This window comes from Larkinella sp. (genome assembly GCF_965227735.1).
Taxonomy (GTDB): domain Bacteria; phylum Bacteroidota; class Bacteroidia; order Cytophagales; family Spirosomataceae; genus Larkinella.
Window position 1 is genome coordinate 5,628,024 of record NZ_OZ245776.1, and the last position, 19,289, is coordinate 5,647,312.

At 52.9% G+C, this 19,289-nt stretch carries 15 protein-coding genes; 12 read left to right on the forward strand and 3 right to left on the reverse strand.

Going from position 1 to position 19,289, the window contains the following annotated elements:
• Positions 1-13 precede the first annotated feature (13 nt).
• The 8 genes from ACO064_RS22025 (at position 14) to ACO064_RS22060 (ending at position 7,953) form a co-directional block, all read left to right on the forward strand.
• Positions 14-349, forward strand: coding sequence for a winged helix-turn-helix domain-containing protein (locus ACO064_RS22025; RefSeq protein ID WP_421829379.1), 336 nt, complete (start codon positions 14-16; stop codon positions 347-349).
• Positions 350-622: 273 nt separating this feature from the next.
• Positions 623-1,387 carry a ferritin-like domain-containing protein gene (locus ACO064_RS22030; RefSeq protein WP_421829380.1) on the forward strand — a complete coding sequence of 255 codons (765 nt, stop codon included), beginning with the start codon at positions 623-625 and terminating at the stop codon, positions 1,385-1,387.
• Positions 1,388-1,402: 15 nt separating this feature from the next.
• Positions 1,403-2,233: a ferritin-like domain-containing protein gene (locus ACO064_RS22035; RefSeq protein ID WP_421829381.1), complete on the forward strand. Its 831-nt coding sequence runs from the start codon at positions 1,403-1,405 to the stop codon at positions 2,231-2,233.
• 985 nt (positions 2,234-3,218) lie between these two features.
• Positions 3,219-3,587, forward strand: a complete 369-nt coding sequence (locus ACO064_RS22040; RefSeq protein ID WP_421829382.1) for a sugar 3,4-ketoisomerase — start codon at positions 3,219-3,221, stop codon at positions 3,585-3,587.
• Positions 3,584-4,675 carry a DegT/DnrJ/EryC1/StrS family aminotransferase gene (locus ACO064_RS22045; protein WP_421829383.1) on the forward strand — a complete coding sequence of 364 codons (1,092 nt, stop codon included), beginning with the start codon at positions 3,584-3,586 and terminating at the stop codon, positions 4,673-4,675. The genes ACO064_RS22040 and ACO064_RS22045 overlap by 4 nt, the downstream gene beginning before the upstream one ends.
• Positions 4,675-5,640, forward strand: coding sequence for a glycosyltransferase family 2 protein (locus ACO064_RS22050; RefSeq protein WP_421829384.1), 966 nt, complete (start codon positions 4,675-4,677; stop codon positions 5,638-5,640). The genes ACO064_RS22045 and ACO064_RS22050 overlap by 1 nt, the downstream gene beginning before the upstream one ends.
• Positions 5,621-6,343 carry a class I SAM-dependent DNA methyltransferase gene (locus ACO064_RS22055; protein WP_421829385.1) on the forward strand — a complete coding sequence of 241 codons (723 nt, stop codon included), beginning with the start codon at positions 5,621-5,623 and terminating at the stop codon, positions 6,341-6,343. Before ACO064_RS22050 ends, ACO064_RS22055 begins: the two co-directional genes overlap by 20 nt.
• Positions 6,343-7,953, forward strand: a complete 1,611-nt coding sequence (locus ACO064_RS22060; protein ID WP_421829386.1) for a hypothetical protein — start codon at positions 6,343-6,345, stop codon at positions 7,951-7,953. Before ACO064_RS22055 ends, ACO064_RS22060 begins: the two co-directional genes overlap by 1 nt.
• Positions 7,954-8,158: 205 nt before the next feature.
• Here ACO064_RS22060 and ACO064_RS22065 read toward each other — a convergent pair whose 3' ends face one another.
• Positions 8,159-10,555 (reverse strand): alpha-L-rhamnosidase C-terminal domain-containing protein, encoded by a 2,397-nt coding sequence (locus ACO064_RS22065; protein WP_421829387.1) that lies wholly within the window; start codon positions 10,553-10,555, stop codon positions 8,159-8,161.
• 154 nt (positions 10,556-10,709) lie between these two features.
• Here ACO064_RS22065 and ACO064_RS22070 point away from each other — a divergent pair, with 154 nt between their 5' ends.
• Both ACO064_RS22070 and ACO064_RS22075 read left to right on the forward strand, forming a co-directional pair.
• Positions 10,710-12,674, forward strand: a complete 1,965-nt coding sequence (locus ACO064_RS22070) for a metallophosphoesterase (RefSeq protein ID WP_421829388.1) — start codon at positions 10,710-10,712, stop codon at positions 12,672-12,674.
• Positions 12,675-12,901: 227 nt separating this feature from the next.
• Complete coding sequence (locus ACO064_RS22075; protein WP_421829389.1) at positions 12,902-14,947, forward strand: tetratricopeptide repeat-containing sensor histidine kinase; 2,046 nt, start codon at positions 12,902-12,904, stop codon at positions 14,945-14,947.
• 22 nt (positions 14,948-14,969) lie between these two features.
• On the opposite strand, the gene ACO064_RS22080 is transcribed toward ACO064_RS22075, so the two are convergent.
• Positions 14,970-15,998, reverse strand: coding sequence for a YpdA family putative bacillithiol disulfide reductase (locus tag ACO064_RS22080; RefSeq protein WP_421829390.1), 1,029 nt, complete (start codon positions 15,996-15,998; stop codon positions 14,970-14,972).
• 261 nt (positions 15,999-16,259) lie between these two features.
• On the opposite strand from ACO064_RS22080, the gene ACO064_RS22085 reads away from it, so the two are divergent.
• Positions 16,260-16,850, forward strand: a complete 591-nt coding sequence (locus tag ACO064_RS22085) for an NAD(P)H-dependent oxidoreductase (RefSeq protein ID WP_421829391.1) — start codon at positions 16,260-16,262, stop codon at positions 16,848-16,850.
• 6 nt (positions 16,851-16,856) lie between these two features.
• Positions 16,857-18,743 (forward strand): monovalent cation:proton antiporter-2 (CPA2) family protein, encoded by a 1,887-nt coding sequence (locus ACO064_RS22090; protein WP_421829392.1) that lies wholly within the window; start codon positions 16,857-16,859, stop codon positions 18,741-18,743.
• Positions 18,744-18,830: 87 nt separating this feature from the next.
• On the opposite strand, the gene ACO064_RS22095 is transcribed toward ACO064_RS22090, so the two are convergent.
• A complete protein-coding gene (locus ACO064_RS22095; RefSeq protein ID WP_421829393.1) occupies positions 18,831-19,205 on the reverse strand; it encodes a DoxX family protein in 375 nt (124 codons plus the stop codon).
• Positions 19,206-19,289 lie beyond the last annotated feature (84 nt).

Here is a 19,289-nt window from a genome sequence, read left to right on the forward strand (position 1 = left end):
TCTTAAGGGTAGTATGACCAATTTGCACATCAACGGAAGAGTCTGGCTGGAAGCCCAGGAACGGTTTTTCGGCATCGGCCGGATGGAACTGCTGGAACACATTCAGCAGACGGGGTCGATCAACCAGGCGGCCAAGGAGATGAAAATGTCGTATAAACGGGCCTGGGAACTGGTTCAATCCATGAACAGCCAGGCCGACGCGCCCCTGGTGAGCACCCAAACCGGCGGTGAGCGGGGTGGGGGAGCCAGTGTGACCGAAGAAGGTCTCAAATACCTCACCTATTATCGCGGACTTCAGGAACGGTTCCAACAATTTCTGGCCGAAGAAGTGAACCATCTCCCCAGCTGAATTCAGGTACGAACCTCTCCTGAACCGGCTCGTTTTTTTGCTTGCGCGGTTGGCTCCTGCCCCTGCATCCGGATTGCAGGCAAAAAATAATCGTTGGCCTGAATCGGCTTATTTCTCCCAAAAACCGTCCTTTTTTGTCCCGTTCCCTCGAATACAGGCCTAATAAAATCTTTTTTAATCGTTCCGAAATCCAAAAATCAAGTTGACTCGTTCGTATGGGTGTCTTTTAAGAAGATCCTTTTTATACACCCTATTAACAAATTCACTTTTCTTATGGAAGAATTAACAAGTACCTCTACCCCCAAGAAAGGCCCGAGCGTACCCGCCATTCCATCAGTTGAACGTCGGATGTTTCTACGCGCATTAGGCTTAACGACTGTTTCGGCGGCTGCCTTTCTGACGGCTTGTCAAAATTCGATGAACGATGTTGCTCCCAAGTATTCAGGTGCCCGTATTTCGGCCGATGGTGTGAGTTTTGGAGAAGGTGATTTTGCCATTCTGAACTACGCTTATGCCCTGGAGCAACTGGAAACGGCGTTTTACATGGCCGTTATCGAGAAAAAAACGTTCGCTGCCGGGAGCAAGGAAGAAATGATTTTCAAGGATATTCACGATCATGAGCTGATTCACCGTGAGTTTTTCAAGCTGGCGATTCCGGCCGACAAGCGCATTGGCGATCTGGAATTCGACGTAAGCAGCATTGATTTCACCAATCGCCGGGAAGTGTTGAACACGGCGCGGGTGCTGGAAGATACCGGGGTGGCGGCCTACAACGGTGCGGGTCCGCTGATTTCGAAAGCAAACTCCATTTACCTGACCATTGCCGGAAAAATTGTATCGGTCGAAGCGCGTCACGCTTCCCTGATCAGTTCCATCCTGCAACCAGGTGGCGGTTTGTTTGCCGGTGACTACGTTGTGGATAACAACGGGTTGGAGAAAGCCCTAACGGTTTCGGAAGTATTGGGCAGAGCGGGTCGATACATTAAAACCGCCATCAACCCCGCTTCACTGCTTGCTCTGGAATCATCCAAATCATAAACCTTACGAACGATCATGAATCTTCTCGGAATATTCTCACAAATTGAAAAAGCTGATCCGGAAATTGGCGAAAAAATGGATTATTCGCGCCGGAAAATGTTAAAAACCACCTCCGTAGCGGCTGCGGCAACGCCGATGTTTTTTGCCGCGATGGTGAACAAAGCTTTTGCCGCTGACGGTTGTGCCGGTGATGCCATTGCCATTGTAAAATATGCATTGACGCTGGAATACCTGGAACGTGATTTCTACCGCGCCGGTCAGTTCAAAGCGGGTTTGCTGCCTGCAGGAACGCGCCCTTACGTGGTGCAGATTGCCAAGCACGAAGCGCAGCACGTTGATTTGCTGGAAGGTGTTCTGGGAATCAAGCCGAATGCGATGCAGCCAAAATACAACATGGCGACGCTGAACGCAGCCCTGGCCGACTATCCAACCTTCCTGACCTATGCGCAGGCGCTGGAAGACACCGGTGTTCGGGCGTACAAAGGACAGGCCGCCTGTTTGCTGGAAGAAGATACGGCAACATCCCGGACCGTTCTGGCAGTAGCCCTGCGGATCCACTCGGTGGAAGCCCGTCACGCGGCCGCCGTTCGCTACATGCGGGATCTGCGCGTATGGCCATCAGGCGGTCAGAACGGTACAGAACCGGATCCGAAAATCTATGCAGGTGAAGATCAGGGAACGCAAGGTGGTGCCAATCTGGTCGATTTCTTCAATATGCAGGAAAATAAAATGAAGCTGTACAGCCCCGAAATGTCCAGCCGGAGTGTGTATGAATCATTCGATGAAGCGTTGACTGCAGAACAGGTACTGGCGATTGCCGGCCCGTTCTTTGCCGCGCCAATGTAATTCAGTATAGATTGTGTTTTTTGGAAAAGGCCGGCATATGTCGGCCTTTTTTTTGCCGGTTTTTCAGTTGATTTTTAACGCTCAGGAAGCAATAGCCTGGTAACGATCCTGCCATTAAAACCTACCTTTTAGTGAGTAGATTCAGGTCTGCAATTCCGGATTTACACCTACTTGACGGTTGGTAGTCGAACTAAAAATATCGTTTCATCGCCGGTGCACAACTGAACCGCCTGTTGATCACATGGGGAGCCGAAATTCCTGATTTTCTTTCCCGATGGCTTATTTTTTCATGACCGCCCACTCGTTTTATTCATTATTTTTTCGTTAACAACGATCGGTAAAATGGGACCTATCCGTGATTTCTTCCGCTTTTAACGGTTCGAAAAAAAACGCCTTATCAGACAAGACGGGGGCTCGGGATGGAATCTGGACCTTCTTAAACCGGCCTGTCAAAAATTTGTCCGGTGAACGGCGAAAATGCGCTACGACGCCGAGGGCAGCGCATTGACCGAACCAGTGCCATCGGCTGGCACCAACGCGATGAACGCGGCCATACCGAAACGGATAGAAAGCGGCTGTATAATAGAAACCAGTTGTTTATCAGTATTTTGTGAGAAGGCCTGGCGTTGCGCTACGAAGCCGTCCGGGGGGCGGGCAATTCAGGTTCGATCCCTGCGGCAAGTGTCAAAACCGGGGGGTAAAGTCGTTTGACGGCTGAGAAAAAAGGCGGAATTTTGAACAATGGCCACAATTGCCTGTCGATTTCATGAGGATAATGGGAGTTTGTCCATCTGGTTTTGCGATAGTAGTAAGACAAGCCCCTGGAGTCGACACCCGATTTGATCATCAAAAAATGACACCTTATGAAGAACTCGGACCTATTGCAGAAAATACTTATGATATACTCTTCACGTATTCCGGACATTTTTCCACCACAAAATTCTGAAAAATATAATTAAATTTAGCACGAGTAACCCTGTCCAATATGTCCAAACTTATACAACTCGCAACGCATTCCTCAGCGCGGGGAGATCTTACCGTTTTTGAAAAAATATTACCCGGTGAAATAAAAAGGGCTTTCTATATCTATAACGTCGAGTCGCCAACCCAGGAACGGGCATTGCATGGCCACCGGAAAGAGTCGAATGCTTTGATTGCACTGGCCGGCCAATGCCGGATATTCGTAACCAACGGAGAAGAAGAGAAATATTTTCATCTCACCGTTCCGAATGAATGTCTGGTGATCGAACCCGGCGACTGGCATATTATTGACGAGTTTACGAAAGATACCGTTCTGCTGGTGCTCTCGAACGAGTGCTATGACCCATCCGATTATTTCTTCGACCGCCCATGATTCCGCATTTAGACCTCAGGCAGGTGAATCAGCCCCACACAGCAGCTCTGCAGGCCGCAGCCTGTCGGGTCCTGTCGTCGGGCTGGTATGTACTGGGGCACGAAGTGGAGGCTTTTGAAACCGGTTTTGCAGCCTATTGTGGCGTCAAACATTGCATTGGCGTCGGCAATGGCCTGGAAGCAATCCATTTGATTTTCAAGGCCATGAATTTTCCGGAAGGGAGTGAAATCATCGTACCGGCAAATACCTACATTGCCACCATTCTGCCCATTACAGCTTTGGGGCTGACGCCGGTCTGGGCTGAACCCGATCCGCGAACCTATACCCTGGCGGCACCGCAAATTGAACCCCTGATTACGGAAAAAACCCGTGCCATCGTCGTGGTTCATCTCTACGGACGCTGCTGCGACATGGCTCCCATTGAGGCACTGGCCCGGAAACACAACTTGAAATTGATCGAAGACGCGGCCCAGGCCCACGGAGCAACGTACCAGAACCGCAAAGCCGGGAACCTCTCCGACGCGGCAGCGTTCAGTTTTTATCCGACCAAAAACCTGGGTGCGCTGGGCGATGCGGGCGGGGTGGTTACCAATGATGACGAACTGGCGCATCAGATTCGGCTGCTCCGCAACTATGGCTCCGAACAGAAATATATTCACCGGATTCCGGGCATGAACAGCCGCCTGGATGAATTGCAGGCGGCATTTCTGGGCGTCAAATTAGTCCACCTTGATGCGGATAACCGGCGTCGGCAAGCACTGGCAGCCCGGTATCTGGCCGGAATTCAGCATCCTTCCCTTCAATTGCCCCCCGCCGACGCCATCAATCAGGATGTCTGGCATCTGTTTGTGGTGCGGCACCCGCAGCGGGAGGCTTTTATGACGTATCTGCGCCAGAAAAACATCGGCACGGTGATTCATTATCCCGTGGCCCCCCACCAGCAGGACGCCTATACGGAATACCGTTATCTGGATTTACCCCTGACCGAACAACTACACCGGGAAGTGTTGAGCCTGCCCCTCAATACCGTCCTGACCGATACCGAAGCAGATTATATTATCGAAACCATCAATGATTCCCCTTACTGATGTTACTCTCTGTCATTATCCCGGTCTATAACAGCGAACGCACCATCTTTCCATTGGTGGAGTGCCTTACCTACGAACTCGCGGCTTATTCCTTCGAGATCGTGCTGGTGAACGACGGCAGTCGCGATGCTTCTGAAGAAATCTGTGAAACGCTGGCCCAGACGTTTCCGCAGGTTCAGTTTATCTCCCTCCGCAAAAACTTTGGTGAATTTCAGGCCGTCATGTGCGGCTTGAACCACGCCCGGGGCGAATACTGCGTAATTATCGACGACGACTTCCAGAATCCTCCGCAGGAAATTATCAAACTGCTCCGCGAAGCCCAGCAGGGCCGCTACGACGTGGTGTATTCGCAATACGAAAAAAAGAATCACGTTCTGTTCCGCAACATGGGTAGCTGGCTCGTAAACCGCCTGACCACCTGGCTGTTGCGAAAACCGTCGGATTTATATCTGTCCAGTTTCAAACTGATCCGTCAGGAAGTGGTGCAGGAAATCATTCAGTACAATGGCCCGTATCCGTATCTGGACGGCCTGATTTTCCGGACCACCCGCAACATTGGCCGGGTAATCGTGCAACACCATAAACGCCAGGAAGGCGATTCGAACTATACCTTCCAGCGACTGATTTCGCTCTTTCTGACCATCTTTTTCGGCTATTCGGTTCAGCCACTGCGCCTGCTGACCACGCTGGGTATTTTCATGATTGCGCTGAGTATGGTTGCGGGTCTGGCCGAAACCGTCGGTTCGTTGCTGACGCTGCACTGGCCCGCAAAAGATCATTTGCTGTGGGTAACGATTTGCCTGATCGGCGGGATTCAGCTCTTTGGGATGGGGCTGCTTGGCGAGTACGTCGGTCGCCTTTTTATGATGCAAAGCGGACTGCCGCAATACGTGGTAAAATCGGAACATTTCAACTATGATCGGAAACCGGGACGAGTACGAAAGTATGTTCCAAGTGGAGCGTAAACTCTGGTGGTATCGCATTTTACACCAAAAAGTTATCCAACAAATTCAATCCCATTTTCCGGGTAATCAGTCTATTCATATTCTGGATGCCGGTTGCGGAACGGGCGGGTTGCTGGACGCGTTGCGTCAGGCGGGTTATGCACAGATCGCGGGCTTCGATGCGTCGGTCGATGCGGTTGCCTTCGCCCGCGAACGGCAGGTGGCCGTTGAACTGCATGATTTGCGGGCGCTTGTGTCCTTCCATCCCGGAGAAACGTTCGATGTCATCATCTGCAACGATGTGCTTTGTTACTTCAGGGACGAAGAACTCCTGGCGGTTCTGGACAGTTTTCGGAAACGACTTCGCCCCGGTGGAATTTTCATCAGTAACAACAACGCTTTTCCGGCTTTGCGGGGCACGCATGATATCGCGCTGAACATCATCCGGCGGTTTGTAAAAGCGGAGTTTGCCCGATTCGCTCCGCAAGCGGGTTTTTCGATTGAACAGTTGGAATACTGGAATTTCGGTCTGACCGCACCGATCTGGCTGCTCCGCAAAGCGCAGCTTCTGGGGCAGCGTCTGAGCCCTTCCCCGTCCGTTCAATCCGATGTGAAATTGCCGCCGTTGTGGATGAATGAATTGATTTTCAACTGGCTGACGGTCGAAAACCGCTTTTTCCGCACTCCTCCTTTCGGGAGTTCCCTTTTTACGGTGATGCGTTGATGGAAAACCTTCTCTATTCGCTTCCTTTCCGGCTTTTTGGTATTTTTCTGCTCATAGGCTGGAGTCTTCTGCTCGGGTGGAAAGTCCGGTCTCCGGACTCCCGGCCCCGGCTTTCGGGGCGGAGCATCCTGGGCATTTCGTTCCTGCTATTCATCGGAATTCGGTTGCTCTACGCCCCGAATCGGGAGCAAAATGTGGATACCAGCACCTGGATTGCTACGGCCCTGACGGTTGGCCAGGCCGGAGATCCGCTGTCGACGCTGCTCAACTATTCGGATGGCCGGCCGCTGGCTGTTCTGCCGCTGGCCATCGCCGAGCTGGTGGGCATTCCGCTCAATTACCGCATCACCGACTTCATGGGAGTGTTGCTGTGGTGCCTGACACTCTGGCTTTTCTGGCGAATTCTGAAAAAATACCTGGCTGAAGAAACGGCGGTCGTGCTGGTCTGGTTCCCCATCCTGATCATCAGTACGGTTTTTAATCACGACTTTGCGAGTTACAATACCGAAATCATGGGAAATCTCTGGCTAATCACCGGGCTTTTCTGGATTTTGAACCTTAACATCCGCTCGATGGGTTCTGTGCTCGCCCTCGGTTTCTGGCTGGGGTGTCTGCCATTTGTGAAATTTCAAACCGTGCCGATGGGTGTAGTATTCGGTCTGTTTTGCCTCTGGAAACTCTACCAGGCCCGGCGATGGACTGCCATCCCCGGTTTGGTTGGTGGGGCTTTGATGCCGGTTCTGCTGCTGTTGCTCTACTACGGCAGCCGGGGCGACCTCGATTCGTTCTGGGGTGATTATTTCAGCAATTATTTCGTCTATTCCTATACCACCCAGTATTCCGCCTTATCAACCGGCGACCGGTTTTCGCCGGTCCGCGTTGTCCGTTATTTGTTTCATTCCTACCAGCTTGGCCTCTTTTGGGTTGGTGTTTTTGGGGGCATTCTGCTGGGCGTCTGGCGTCTGGTTCGTCGCCCGGTTTTCCGATCAACTGATCAAACGGAACGGCTTTGGTTGGGGGCGTTCTGGCTGGTGGCTAGCTTCTATGCCGCTCTGCAGGCGGGCAACAACTACACCCATTACCTTCTTTTTCTGGTTTTCCCGGGCCTGTTTCTGCTCGCGGTTTTGTACGAGATCCACGGCGTTTACTGGAAATGGGTAGGCATCAGTTTAAGTCTGGTTGTCGTGCAGGCTTCGGTAAACGGTTTTTTCCGAAAACCGCTCCCTATTCATCCCGGCGAGCCTTTGTTCCAGGCTGTTTCGGCTGAAATTCAGCGACGGAGCCAACCAGACGACGGTCTGGTTGTTTGGGGGTATGTCGACCGGCTTCATGTGTACGCGCGTCGGCCGATGGGCTACCGGGCGTCCGACACCTTCTGGGTGTATTACCCGACCTCGACCCAGCCTTTCCGCATGAAGGAATTTCTGAGCGATCTGGAACGGAATCAACCGCTTCTGTTCGTCGATGCGATGACGCCGAGAATCTCCATGTTTGCCGATGAGGCCTTTGAATTTGAAAACTTTCCCGCCATCAAAACCTACATTGACCGGCATTATCGGTTGGTGAAAACCATCGAAGATGTCCGGATTTTTGAGCGGAAGAAGAAGTGAATGAATTTTGAATTGGTGTGTATATCGTTTAACAGCCCACGGTTAAAACCGTGGGTTGAGCGAAAAGAGAATTCTATGCAACCGTTTCAACGGTTTTTTAAGCTCCTAAAACCGTTAAAACGGTTGCCAGTACGGCGGTTGTTTCTGTTTAGACCCACGATTAAAATCGTGGGCTGATTGATCTGTAGGAAGAATGACGCTTGGTTTACAAACTAATCATCTGCTCTCCTTCTTTCAAAACCACCGTTTTCCCTTTCCATTTCAAGGTTCCGGTCAGTCCGTCGGGCAGGGTGACGGTGCCTTTCAAGCCGCCGGTGGGTGTTTTGTCGAACCGTACGGCAATTTCCCCCGCCGGGTGTGGCATAGCGCCTTCCGCAAATTGAAGGTTACCGAGATAGGGGGTAATCACAACGGTTTCAAAACCGGGCGACGCCGGATTGATTCCGCAAACCGTCGACAGAAACTCGTAATTCGGGGCCGCACTCCAGGCATGGCAGTCGGAGCGGGTGGGTTCGGGATTTTCGGCAAAGGTCGTCAGGCCCATCGCCAGCATGTCGTGCCACGGTTTCAGCATCGGCAGAAATTGATCGGCCATCCCGGTTTTTTTCAAAGCCTGAAACAGATAGAATTTGAAGTAAAAGGTTGCCTGAATCAAATTTGGATCACTCATCACTTTCTGCATCAGTGCTTTTTGCTGCGCCACTGGCACGGCATCGGTCAAAATCGCCCAGATGTTGGCGTGCTGGCTGAAGCCGGTTTTGTCGGGCGTGTCGGCCATCAGGCCCCGGCCCGCATCCCAGCAGCGGTCGTACACATTTTTGGCCAGCCGGAGCCCCACCAGACGGTAATGCTCGGCCTGCTGGTTTTTGCCGTAATGGTAAAACACCTGCGAAATCCGCTGCATCGTGTAGGCTTGCTGCAAGGTCAGAATGGCCGAACCGCCTTTCCGCGCGCCCTTCGGCACCCCGCCCATGCCTTCTTCCGGCGCATCCCACTTCGCCCAGTCGACAAAATTCCACCATTCCAGCGGGCCGTTCAGACCGTTGGTTGCCAGCCGTTTTTCGTGCCAGTCGAGCACGCTCGTGATGCCCGGCAGCATGGATTCCACAAACGGATCGTCTTTGCGGTGCATCCAGTAATCGTACACCATCGTGACCCAATACAGCGAAAACGGCGGAATGACCTGGAAATCAGCACTGGGATAGCGGCTTTGCGTCAAACCATCGTTGAAACGGCTGTGGTCGTAATCCGAAATGGCTTTCCGCATCAGCCGGTCGTCGCCGGTTACATACAGCGAAATGAACGACTGAATGCGCGTGTCGCCGGTGTACTGTAATTGCTCGTAGTAGGGGCAATCGTAATACGTTTCGCCGGCACAAAGCCGCGCCGTCCGCCAGCCGACGTTCCAGATGGGTTTCAGGCTTTCGTCGCTGCTGGCAAACCGGGCTTTTTCCTGAAACGGATAGCCCGTAAAATGACCCGTCAAATCGTGAACTTCCAGCGGTTCGCCTTTGGTTTCGATCGTGATTTGCAAATACCGGTAGGTCCGGAACAGCAGCGGGCGGAAGGTGCGTTTCTGCTTGCTGCCGTCACCGATGAACTGATCTTCAAACCCGATCAACTGCTTGCCTTCCACCTGGTTGCGGTTGCCTTTCTGCCGCTTATCGTCCACCATCGCTTCGGCGTAGCCCAGCGTAATGACGGCGTCTTTCCCCCGGCTGACGGTCAGTTCGGGAAACGCGTTGGTCAGATGACCCTGATCGCAGAGGATGACGGCTTTCGAGTTGCGGTGAACGGTAAACGAGTTTTTCCCCTGCAAAAAATCATCATCGACATCAACGCCTTCCGACCGCCGAACCGTGGCCAGTCGTTGCGGAGTTTCTTCCATGAACGGGATGGTGCGCGCCACCAGATTCCAGTTGCCGTCCGTCCCCAGACCCCGCGGTTTGGCGGGCCAGCCGATCGGTTTGGCGAGTGTCCAGGCCGCATCGTCAAACGCCGGTTCTTCCCAGCCCCAGGGATACTTGGCTGCTTCGACCCGGTCGCCCGCACCCATGACAATGTACGTCCGCAGTTTCGGGATGTCGTTGATCACCGGCGAGTAGGCCGGATTCTGGTGGATTTTCCAGGTGTTGTTGGTATTGACCACCTGTTCGGCCTCACCATCGCCCTGTACGATAAACCCAAACTGGTAGTGCATCTGGGCAAACGGGGCGTATTCGGCCATGTAAGTCACCACGGCGGCCAGGGTATTTTTACCCGCATTCAGATACGGGGCGATGTCGACGGTTTCGTAATTCCAGTTTTGCAGATCGCTGCGGGCGGGGCCGGAAATCACGGCTTTCCCATTGACAAACAGTCGGTAGCGGTTATCGCCCGATACGTTGATGACGAAGCGACCCGGTTTCTGGGCCAGATCGAAGCTCTTGCGGAAATGATAGACGCCATACGCCCGGATCGGGGCCGTCGGGTGACCGATCCACTGCGCTTTCCAGAAGTCCGTTTGCCAGCGTGGATTCGGTTTAACCAGTTGGGGAGCGGGGATTTGGGCGAAGGAAAGACGAACGGCCAGCAGGAATATGAAAAGGAGTAAGCGGGTCATAGTTGGGTAATAACGTTATCTCTGCAAAATTGCACTATTTAAAACATTTTCGGCAGCCCGTCGACCCGGTTTTATTGAACGAAATCGTTTTCATACCCCAAACTACCCAATTTCTTAACACCGCCGTAATCCGATAAATCCCTATTTTTAACGAATGAAACAACCGCTTCGTAAACCGTTCGGATTGGCCCTGCTGGCCTTTACGCTCCTTCCTGTTTTTGCCGCTCTGGCGCAACCTGCTCCGAAAACCGTTCTGGGCGACTGGTGGTTCTGGCCCGATTATACGCTGGAACGAAACGCCCGAAACTATCCTGGCCCCCGGAAAGAAGCCCCAACCACACCGGTGGTGGCGGCTGCGGTCGAAACGCCCGCTCTCACTTTTTTCGGAGAAAAACCGACGGAGCGCATCACCAGCCTGCTGCCCGCCGTTGCCCTGTCCGGAAAGGCGTTTGCCGTTGAACTCTGGCTGCTCAATCACGTCAATGAACCCGTTGGCGCGCTGGTAACGCTTCGGAGCCGGCAACGGCCCGATCAGGGAAGCTGGCTGCTCGGTTGTTACGGACAGACGATGCTGTTTTCGCTCAAGCCCGATGAGTTGTCGCAGTTTACAGTCGAAAAAAAACAACCCAGGGGCGGAACGGAAACGACAACCAAGGCGTCCATCCTGCGAACGGTGCAGGAAAGAGGCTGGAAAAAACGCTGGAGCCACCTGGTTGGTAGCTACGACGGAACCAGCCTGCAATTGTATCTGAACGGCAAAAAAATCGGCGAAATCCCGCAGGCTTCCCTGACTGCTTCCGGAACCGACTCGCTGCAACTCGAAATGGCGGCTTACCTGCGTCGTGAACCATATATGCAATGGGGTGATCTCGTCAAAAATGTTCGGATTCACAACGCGGCTCTGACGGAGCAAGCCATCGTTGGCCGGTTTGCAGAACTACAGCAGTTGGTTGAAGATGGGCGGTTGTACCCGGATCTGTTTCATTTCAACGCCGGACCGTATCTGAATGGAGTGCAGCAGGAAAGCATTCGGCTGGTTTGGGAAACCGACCGACCGGCGTCTGCCGTGATTCGCTACGGCGACCGGCAGCCGTTGACTCATACCGTAACGGTTCCGCTGACAGAGGGCAAAACCCACAATGAAGGGAAAGTCCATAGTTACATTCAGGAAGCCGTTCTGAAAGATTTGAAACCGGGAACGCCCTATTTTTACGAAATCGAAGCGAAGTCGAAAACCGGCGAAACCATTTCGTCGGGCATTCTGACGTTCAGCACCGCCGTGAAGGCAGGCGAGGCTTTTACGTTTGGGGTGATCGGTGACACGGAAGCGCGGCCGCACGTCAACAACCGCGTTGCGGGGCTGCTGTGGGATGAGCGACCCAACTTTGTGCTTCACGTGGGCGACCTCACCGACGGGGGGGAACAGCCGTATAAATTTGAATGGAACTACGAATTTTTTACCGGCAACCGGCAACTTTCGGGCCGCGTTCCGTTTTTTCCGGTTCCGGGCAATGGTGAAGGTGATTTATACTGGTATAAGCAATACCACGCGCTGCCCGAACCGAAAGCGTACTACAGTTTCCGGTATGGCGACGCGGAATTTTTCATGCTCAACAGCAACGAAGAGAAGGATTTTGCGCCCGGAGGCAAGCAATATGAGTGGCTGGAAACGCAATTGAAAAAATCGACCGCCCGCTGGAAATTCGTGGCCCACCACCACGCGCCCTATTCGCCGGATGAAGATGACTATGGCAATGCCTGGACGCGATCTACGGACATGGGCGATGTTCAAATCCGGAAAATCATTCCGTTGTACGAAAAATACGGCGTCGATCTGGTGTTCTACGGCCATTTGCACACCTACCACCGGACCCTGCCGCTGCGGGAAGGGAAAGTAAACCGCAAAAAGGGCATTACCTACATTCAGGTCGGTGGAGCGGGCGGCAATCTGGAGGATTTTGCGCCCACCCGGCCGTGGTTTACGGCCAAAGCGTTCCGGGGCTACCACTACAGCACCCTGACGCTGGCCGACGGTCATCTGAATTTTAAAGTCTACGATACGGAAGGACGTTTGAAAGATTACCTCGATCTGGAAAAAACCGGGCCGGAAAAACCGTAGCGACTCATCAAGATTCCGGCTTAAAATATCTATAAAGGTCGATTGTTTCATTCAAATGCCGAAGCTGTTTTTTGGTAGAATACGGTAGGTAAACAGACATGGAATTTGTCTGTTTACCCGCGTAATTGGTATCTCGTTTTATTGTAATCAGAAAAAAATCTATTTTAATTACCAAAAAAATATGAGTAGTTTGATAGCGATTAGCGTGCTCAACGTGTATAGAAAGTATGATAAAAACATATACCCTTTTTATTGTAGTTATTTTAGGATTAGCGATAGCCTGCGAAACATCTCCCAACCAACACGCTGACCACATTGCTTGGGCCGACAGCACGGCCGAACGCGCCACCAACCTCATGGACGGTACGAATCCGGCTTTAGCCCTGCACTATGTGGACTCGGCTTATAATGCCCGACGCAAACCCGGTATTGGCGATTTGTGGAAAAAATACAAGGTAAAAGCAACCTACTATACCTATTACAAACAAGATTTTGTAAACAGAAGGCTGTATATCGACAGCATGTTTACCATCCTGAAAAGCAAGGAAACGACTTACCCGTATGAATATGCCCACACCCTGTATACGATGGCTAATCTCTTGCAGGAAGAGAAAAAGTATAACCACGCTTTTAAAGTGTATTACGATGGGCGCAATTTTTCGAAGGGAAGTCTGGACAATTGCAGCCTGAGTGATTTCAGCAATGCCCTGGGAGTTATCCGCTACCGACAGGAGCAATATCAGCAGGCTATTCCGTATTTTAAACAGGCCTACCGGGAGGTAAGCTCGTGTTCTAATCCGGTTTTTCAATACAGTTTTATTCAACGCCAGAGCGCGCTCAATTCGATTGCGCTGTGTTTCGAAAAAACAGGCCGGTCCGATTCGGCTATCTTCTATTACAACCGCGCCCTGGCGTTTATCAAAGAGAGTTTCAAACAGCATCCGCACAAACAGGATTTCATTACCACCGCCCGCGCCGTCGTTGAGGGAAATTTAGGAGGGGCGTATGGGCGATTGAACCGGTTTGAGGAAGCCGAAAAACACTTGCAGACGAACATCCGGCTCAATGACCGGCCCGGCTTTTCGATTGAAGACGCCCAGACGGGCAAAACCAAGCTGGTCAAATTATACATCGGGCATAACCGTTTGCCCAAGGCGAAGTCATTGCTCGATGAACTGGAATCCGATCTGGCATCGGGTCGCGGCAAGAGCATTTCGCATGGGGAAATCTGGGAAAGCTGGTACCAGTTGAAATGGCAGTATTACGACAAGGTGGGCGATCTGGCCGGCGCCTACCGGTTTTCAAAAAAATACCATGCCTACCGCGACTCGCTGGACCATCTGAGCAACGGGTTGAAGAATGTTGACATCGACCAGGTGCTTCGGGAGCACGACCAGAAATACCGGCTTTCGTTGCTGGAGAAAAACAGTGAATTGCAGAACACGTATGTGATCGGGTTGTCGGTTTTTCTGGGAATGGCCCTGTGTCTGGCGTTCGTCATCTGGCTTTCCTATCACCGCTCCCGCGCCAACGTGAAGAACCTGACGGAACTCAACAGCCAGATGCAGCAGGCGCTTTCGGCTCTGGAGAACAGCCAGCGGGAAAATGCCCGGCTGATGAAAATTGTGGCCCACGACCTGCGCAACCCGATCGGAGCCATGTCGTCGATGGCCGAACTGATGCTGGACGATGACAACCGGGCCGAAGAGGACCGGGGTTTTCTAAAGCTGATCAAAGACTCTGGCACCAACTCCCTGGAACTGGTCAACAACCTGCTGCACATGAGCGGCACGTCGGAAAAACATTTCGCAAAAGAAGAGGTGAACCTGGCCGATCTGGTGCAACATTGTGCCGATATGCTGGCCCTGCGGGCTGCCGACAAGCAGCAGTACATCCGGTTGAATCTCCAGCCCGCCGTGCTTTGGCTCAACTATGAAAAGATGTGGCGGGTGGTTAGCAACCTGATTTCCAACGCGATCAAATTCAGTCCAGAAGGGTCGGTTATTGAAATAGCGATTGAAAAAACACGGGAATCCGTTCAACTTATCGTCAAGGACGAGGGGATTGGCATACCGCCGGAGGTGGGGAGCAAAATTTTCGATGTCTTCACCGAATCGAAACGGAAGGGAACGTCCGGCGAAGAGTCGTTCGGGCTGGGCCTTTCCATCACCAAGCAGATTGTGGAAGCCCACGCGGGAAAAATCTCGTTCGAAAGCGTTCCGAATCAAGGTACTACGTTTAAAATTGTGCTTCCTGAGGCTGGTGTTGAATAGGGGTTTTCGAAGAAACCCCTACTCAAATCCGCTCAATCAACTCCGCTACTTTCCGCACCGGCTTGCCCGTGATGTGGTCGATAATCGCCTTGGCGTGGTCGCGGCCGTTTTCGATGAACACTTTTTCGGTGTAAATCCCGGCCATCACCGTGCCGCAGACGTACAGACCCGGTACGTTGGTTTCGAAGGTTTCCTTGTCGTAGGTCGGCACCTGGGTTTCGGGGTTCAGCGCAACGCCACACTCTTTCAGCAGGTCGGCATCAGGAATGTAGCCGGTCAGCATGAGCACAAAATCGGCGGGCAGTTCGCTTTCTTCACCGGTTTCCAACTGAGTCAGACACACTTTTCCGGGTTCGATGCGGTTTACGGAGGTGCTAAAGCGGGTGTGAATTTTTCCTTCCTTGACCCGGTTTTTAACATCAGGCACCAGCCAGTATTTAACGGTTTTCCGGAAATCATCGGCCCGGTGAACAATCGTCACGTGGGCATCGGCCCGGTACAGTTCCAGAGCCGCTTCCACTGCCGAGTTCGACGCGCCGATGATAACGACGTTGGTGTAGGAATACTGAAACGGTTCGTCGTAATAATGGCTGACATGCGGCAAATCCTCCCCCGGAATCGCCAGCGTGCGGGGTTTGTCGAAATAACCCGTCGCCAGAATGATTTTGTGCGCCTGATAGGTGCGGTCGTTGGTCGTGAAAACCGTAAACAGGTCTACCGATTCCTTGTCTTCTTCCTGGGGTGGTTGATACCGGGTGATGTGCTTGACTTCCGTGAACAGCTTGAAATTCAGCTTAAAATAACCGGCTACTTTCCGGTAATACTGCAAGGCTTCGGTGCGGTTGGCTTTCACGCCCGCAATCGGAAACGGAATGCCGCCGATCTCGATGTTTTCGGCCGTCGAGAAAAACCGCATCATTTTCGGATACCGGCGGATGGATTCAGTCAGGCTGCCTTTTTCCAGAATCAGATGGCTCAGTCCGGCTTTGGAAGCTTCGATAGCGGCCGCCAGACCGCAAGGCCCTCCGCCAATGATAATCACGTCGTACATATAGCGTTGCCCGTTGAGCAAGTTGGATCAGATGGACAAATAAAGAATACCAAAATTAGCCAAAGAAGTTCTGATTCGCCGGATAATTTCCCCGAAATCGCCGGGATTCCGTTGGTTGAAGCGGTCTGTGGGAAGTTGCCCGCGCTCCCCATCGGTTTTTATTTCTTTAGATTTGGCTTAAATTTGAGTAGACAGCCCTTTTGTGCCGGACTGGTAAACCGGTCGCGCGGGTGGTCTGAGTCCATCTTTTTTCCGAATCGCATGTCGTCCGTATTGATCCTTTTTGCGCATCCCGCTTTAGAAAAATCCCGCACCAACCGGCTGTTGCTGGAAGCCTGCCACTCGGTGGAGGGCGTCACTGTCAACGACCTCTACGAAGAATACCCGGATTTTGACATCGACGTGGACCGGGAGCAGCAGTTGCTACTGGATCATGATTACATCCTCCTGCATCATCCGTTTTACTGGTACAGTTCCCCCGCTATCGTGAAACAATGGGAAGACCTGGTGCTCGAACACGGCTGGGCGTATGGGCGGGAAGGCAGGGCGCTGGTGGGCAAAAAAATACTGAACGTGCTAACCACCGGCGGGCGCCACGAAGCCTACGAAGAAGGCGGCTATAACCGCTTCACCATGCAGCAATTTCTGGCTCCCTTCGATCAAACGGCGTATTTGTGCAAGATGATTTACCTGCCGCCCTTCGTCGTCCACGGCACCCACCGGCTTTCCGAACCCGAAATGCGCCGGTATGCGAGTCAGTATAAAAGTCTGCTGACGATGCTGACGACTGACCAAATTAACCTCGAAGACGCCAAAACGCGTCGGTATTTGAATGAATTACTCGTCGATTAAAACCTTATGAATCAATCCGTACTTATTCAGGCCATTGTTTACCTGGCTTCGGGTGTGTTTTTTGTTCCGATTGCCAAACGGCTTGGCCTGGGCTCGGTGCTGGGCTACCTGATCGCCGGGGTCATGATCGGCCCCGCCGTGCTGGGGCTGGTGGGCGAAGAGGGCCATGACATCATGCACTTCGCCGAGTTCGGCGTCATCATCATGCTGTTTCTGGTGGGACTGGAACTCGAACCCGAGCGGCTGTGGAAACTGCGCATGCCGGTGTTGGGTCTGGGCGGTTTGCAGGTGCTGCTGACGGCCCTGCTGACGAGCGGACTGGCGCTGACGACCGGTTTGCCGTGGCAGCCGTCGCTGGCGCTGGGCATGATTCTGGCGATGTCGTCCACCGCCATCGTGCTGCAAACGCTGAACGAAAAAGGGTTGATGCAAACGGCCGCCGGGCAAAACACGTTTGCGGTTTTGCTGTTTCAGGACATCGCCGTCATTCCCATTCTGGCCATCATGCCGCTGCTGGCCACCTATCCACTCCCGGTTAGTGCCAATGAGCACGAACACGTTGCGTTCATCGACGGTCTGCCGGGCTGGTTGCGACCCATTGTGGTCGTGAGCGCGGTGCTGGGGCTGGTGCTGATGGGCCGCTACGTCATGCAGCCGGTTTTTCGCATCATCGCCCGAACCGGTATGCGGGAAGTTTTCATTGCTACGGCCTTGCTGATGGTGGCGGGCATTTCGGTTTTGATGGAAATGGTGGGACTCAGCCCGGCCCTGGGCGCTTTCGTCGCGGGGGTGGTGTTGGCCAACAGTGAGTATAAACACGAACTGGAAAGTGACATTGACCCGTTCAAAGGACTGTTGCTGGGATTGTTTTTCATCTCCGTTGGGGCCGCCATCAATTTTGAACTGATTGCCGAAAATCCGCTGCTGGTGGTCGGCATCGTGTTGGCGGTGATGGTTGCCAAAGCGCTGGTTCTGGCGGTGTTAGGGAAGATCTTTCGATTAAAAACCGATCAGAATCTGCTGTTTTCGCTGGGACTTTGCCAGGTGGGCGAGTTTGCCTTCGTGCTGTTTTCCTTCGCGTCGCAAAACGGTATTCTGGCGAAGGAGACGGTGGATCTGATGACGGCGGTGGTGGCCATCAGCATGGGGCTGACTCCGCTGGTTTTTCTGGCCAATGAAAAACTGTTGCTGCCGCGAATCGGTACGAAGGAAGTGGTTGAAAAAGAGCCCGATACGATTGACGAAAAGAACGCGGTGATCGTCGCGGGCTTCGGGCGGTACGGCAACATCGTCGGGCGGTTTTTGCGGGCCAACAACATCGGAACCACGGTGCTGGATTTTGATTCAGATCGCGTCGATACGTTGCGGAAACTGGGCATGAAAGTCTACTACGGCGATGCGTCCCGCTATGACCTGCTGAAATCGGCCGGCGCGGAGGATGCCAAACTGATGATTATTGCCCTGGATTCGGCGGAAAAATCGCTGGAACTGGTCGAAACCGTCAAGAAACACTTTCCCCATTTGAAAGTTCTGGTGCGGGCCAGCGACCGGGAAGATACCTACGATCTGATGGATGCGGGGTTGACGCACATCTACCGCGAAACCGTCGACAGTTCGCTCCGGATGGGCGTCGATGCCATGACCTTACTCGGGTTTCGGGCCTACCAGTCGCAGCGGGCGGCCCGGTTATTCCTGAAACACGATGAAAAAGCCCTGGCGGGGCTGGCTGCTGTCCGGCACGACCGGAAGCAGTATTTCAGCAGTGCCAGACAGCGTATTCGCGAACTGGAAGACCTGCTCAGTTCCGACGAAAAAGACCGCTGGCTGAAAGATGTCGAAGACGGCTGGGATCCGGAATCGCTGCGGAACGAGTTCAAACAGCAGAATCTTTAAAGCTTGAATTAATCCCGATTAGCAGCCGAAACGCCAGACTGCGGTTTTCAGTCTGGCGTTTCGGCTGCTAATCGGGTTAAAAGCTCCTCAAATCCCTTCCCGGCTGGTGATTGGGAAAAAGACGGTTTTGTCGCGCAGGAAAGCCGCTATCCAGACCAGCACCATCACCATAACCGCCCCGGCGAGCGGCCCACCGTGGGAGAGTTCCGTGGCCATAGCCCCGGCAAAATAACAGCACAGCAGCACGAAGCCCAGCTTCATGGTTTTGGGATAGAGGAACAGGCCGGCAAAAGCAATCTCCATGATGCCCAGCACCGGGATGTAGGGGCCTACGCCCGCGTTGGTCATGGCTTTTACGATTTCGGTGCCCCCCATCAGTTTCATAACACCGCTGAGAATGACCATGCCACTGGCGATAACCGTAAACAGGATGGTGATAATTCGTTTCGTTTTTGCATTCATGATCTTCCTTTGGTTAAATGCGATCGGCTTCCGAACGGGCCGAAAAGCGTCGTTTGTTCGGCTGTAAAAGTACGGCGGATCACT

Bases quoted from the DNA above. Each gene is read 5' to 3' on its own strand.
- ACO064_RS22035 (WP_421829381.1), top strand. From the start codon at position 1,403: ATGAATCTTCTCGGAATATTCTCACAAATTGAAAAAGCTGATCCGGAA.
- ACO064_RS22050 (WP_421829384.1), top strand. From the start codon at position 4,675: ATGTTACTCTCTGTCATTATCCCGGTCTATAACAGCGAACGCACCATC.
- ACO064_RS22060 (WP_421829386.1), top strand. From the start codon at position 6,343: ATGGAAAACCTTCTCTATTCGCTTCCTTTCCGGCTTTTTGGTATTTTT.
- ACO064_RS22040 (WP_421829382.1), top strand. From the start codon at position 3,219: ATGTCCAAACTTATACAACTCGCAACGCATTCCTCAGCGCGGGGAGAT.
- ACO064_RS22065 (WP_421829387.1), bottom strand. From the start codon at position 10,555: ATGACCCGCTTACTCCTTTTCATATTCCTGCTGGCCGTTCGTCTTTCC.
- ACO064_RS22045 (WP_421829383.1), top strand. From the start codon at position 3,584: ATGATTCCGCATTTAGACCTCAGGCAGGTGAATCAGCCCCACACAGCA.
- ACO064_RS22080 (WP_421829390.1), bottom strand. From the start codon at position 15,998: ATGTACGACGTGATTATCATTGGCGGAGGGCCTTGCGGTCTGGCGGCC.
- ACO064_RS22030 (WP_421829380.1), top strand. From the start codon at position 623: ATGGAAGAATTAACAAGTACCTCTACCCCCAAGAAAGGCCCGAGCGTA.
- ACO064_RS22025 (WP_421829379.1), top strand. From the start codon at position 14: ATGACCAATTTGCACATCAACGGAAGAGTCTGGCTGGAAGCCCAGGAA.
- ACO064_RS22085 (WP_421829391.1), top strand. From the start codon at position 16,260: ATGTCGTCCGTATTGATCCTTTTTGCGCATCCCGCTTTAGAAAAATCC.
- ACO064_RS22070 (WP_421829388.1), top strand. From the start codon at position 10,710: ATGAAACAACCGCTTCGTAAACCGTTCGGATTGGCCCTGCTGGCCTTT.
- ACO064_RS22075 (WP_421829389.1), top strand. From the start codon at position 12,902: ATGATAAAAACATATACCCTTTTTATTGTAGTTATTTTAGGATTAGCG.
- ACO064_RS22090 (WP_421829392.1), top strand. From the start codon at position 16,857: ATGAATCAATCCGTACTTATTCAGGCCATTGTTTACCTGGCTTCGGGT.
- ACO064_RS22055 (WP_421829385.1), top strand. From the start codon at position 5,621: ATGTTCCAAGTGGAGCGTAAACTCTGGTGGTATCGCATTTTACACCAA.
- ACO064_RS22095 (WP_421829393.1), bottom strand. From the start codon at position 19,205: ATGAATGCAAAAACGAAACGAATTATCACCATCCTGTTTACGGTTATC.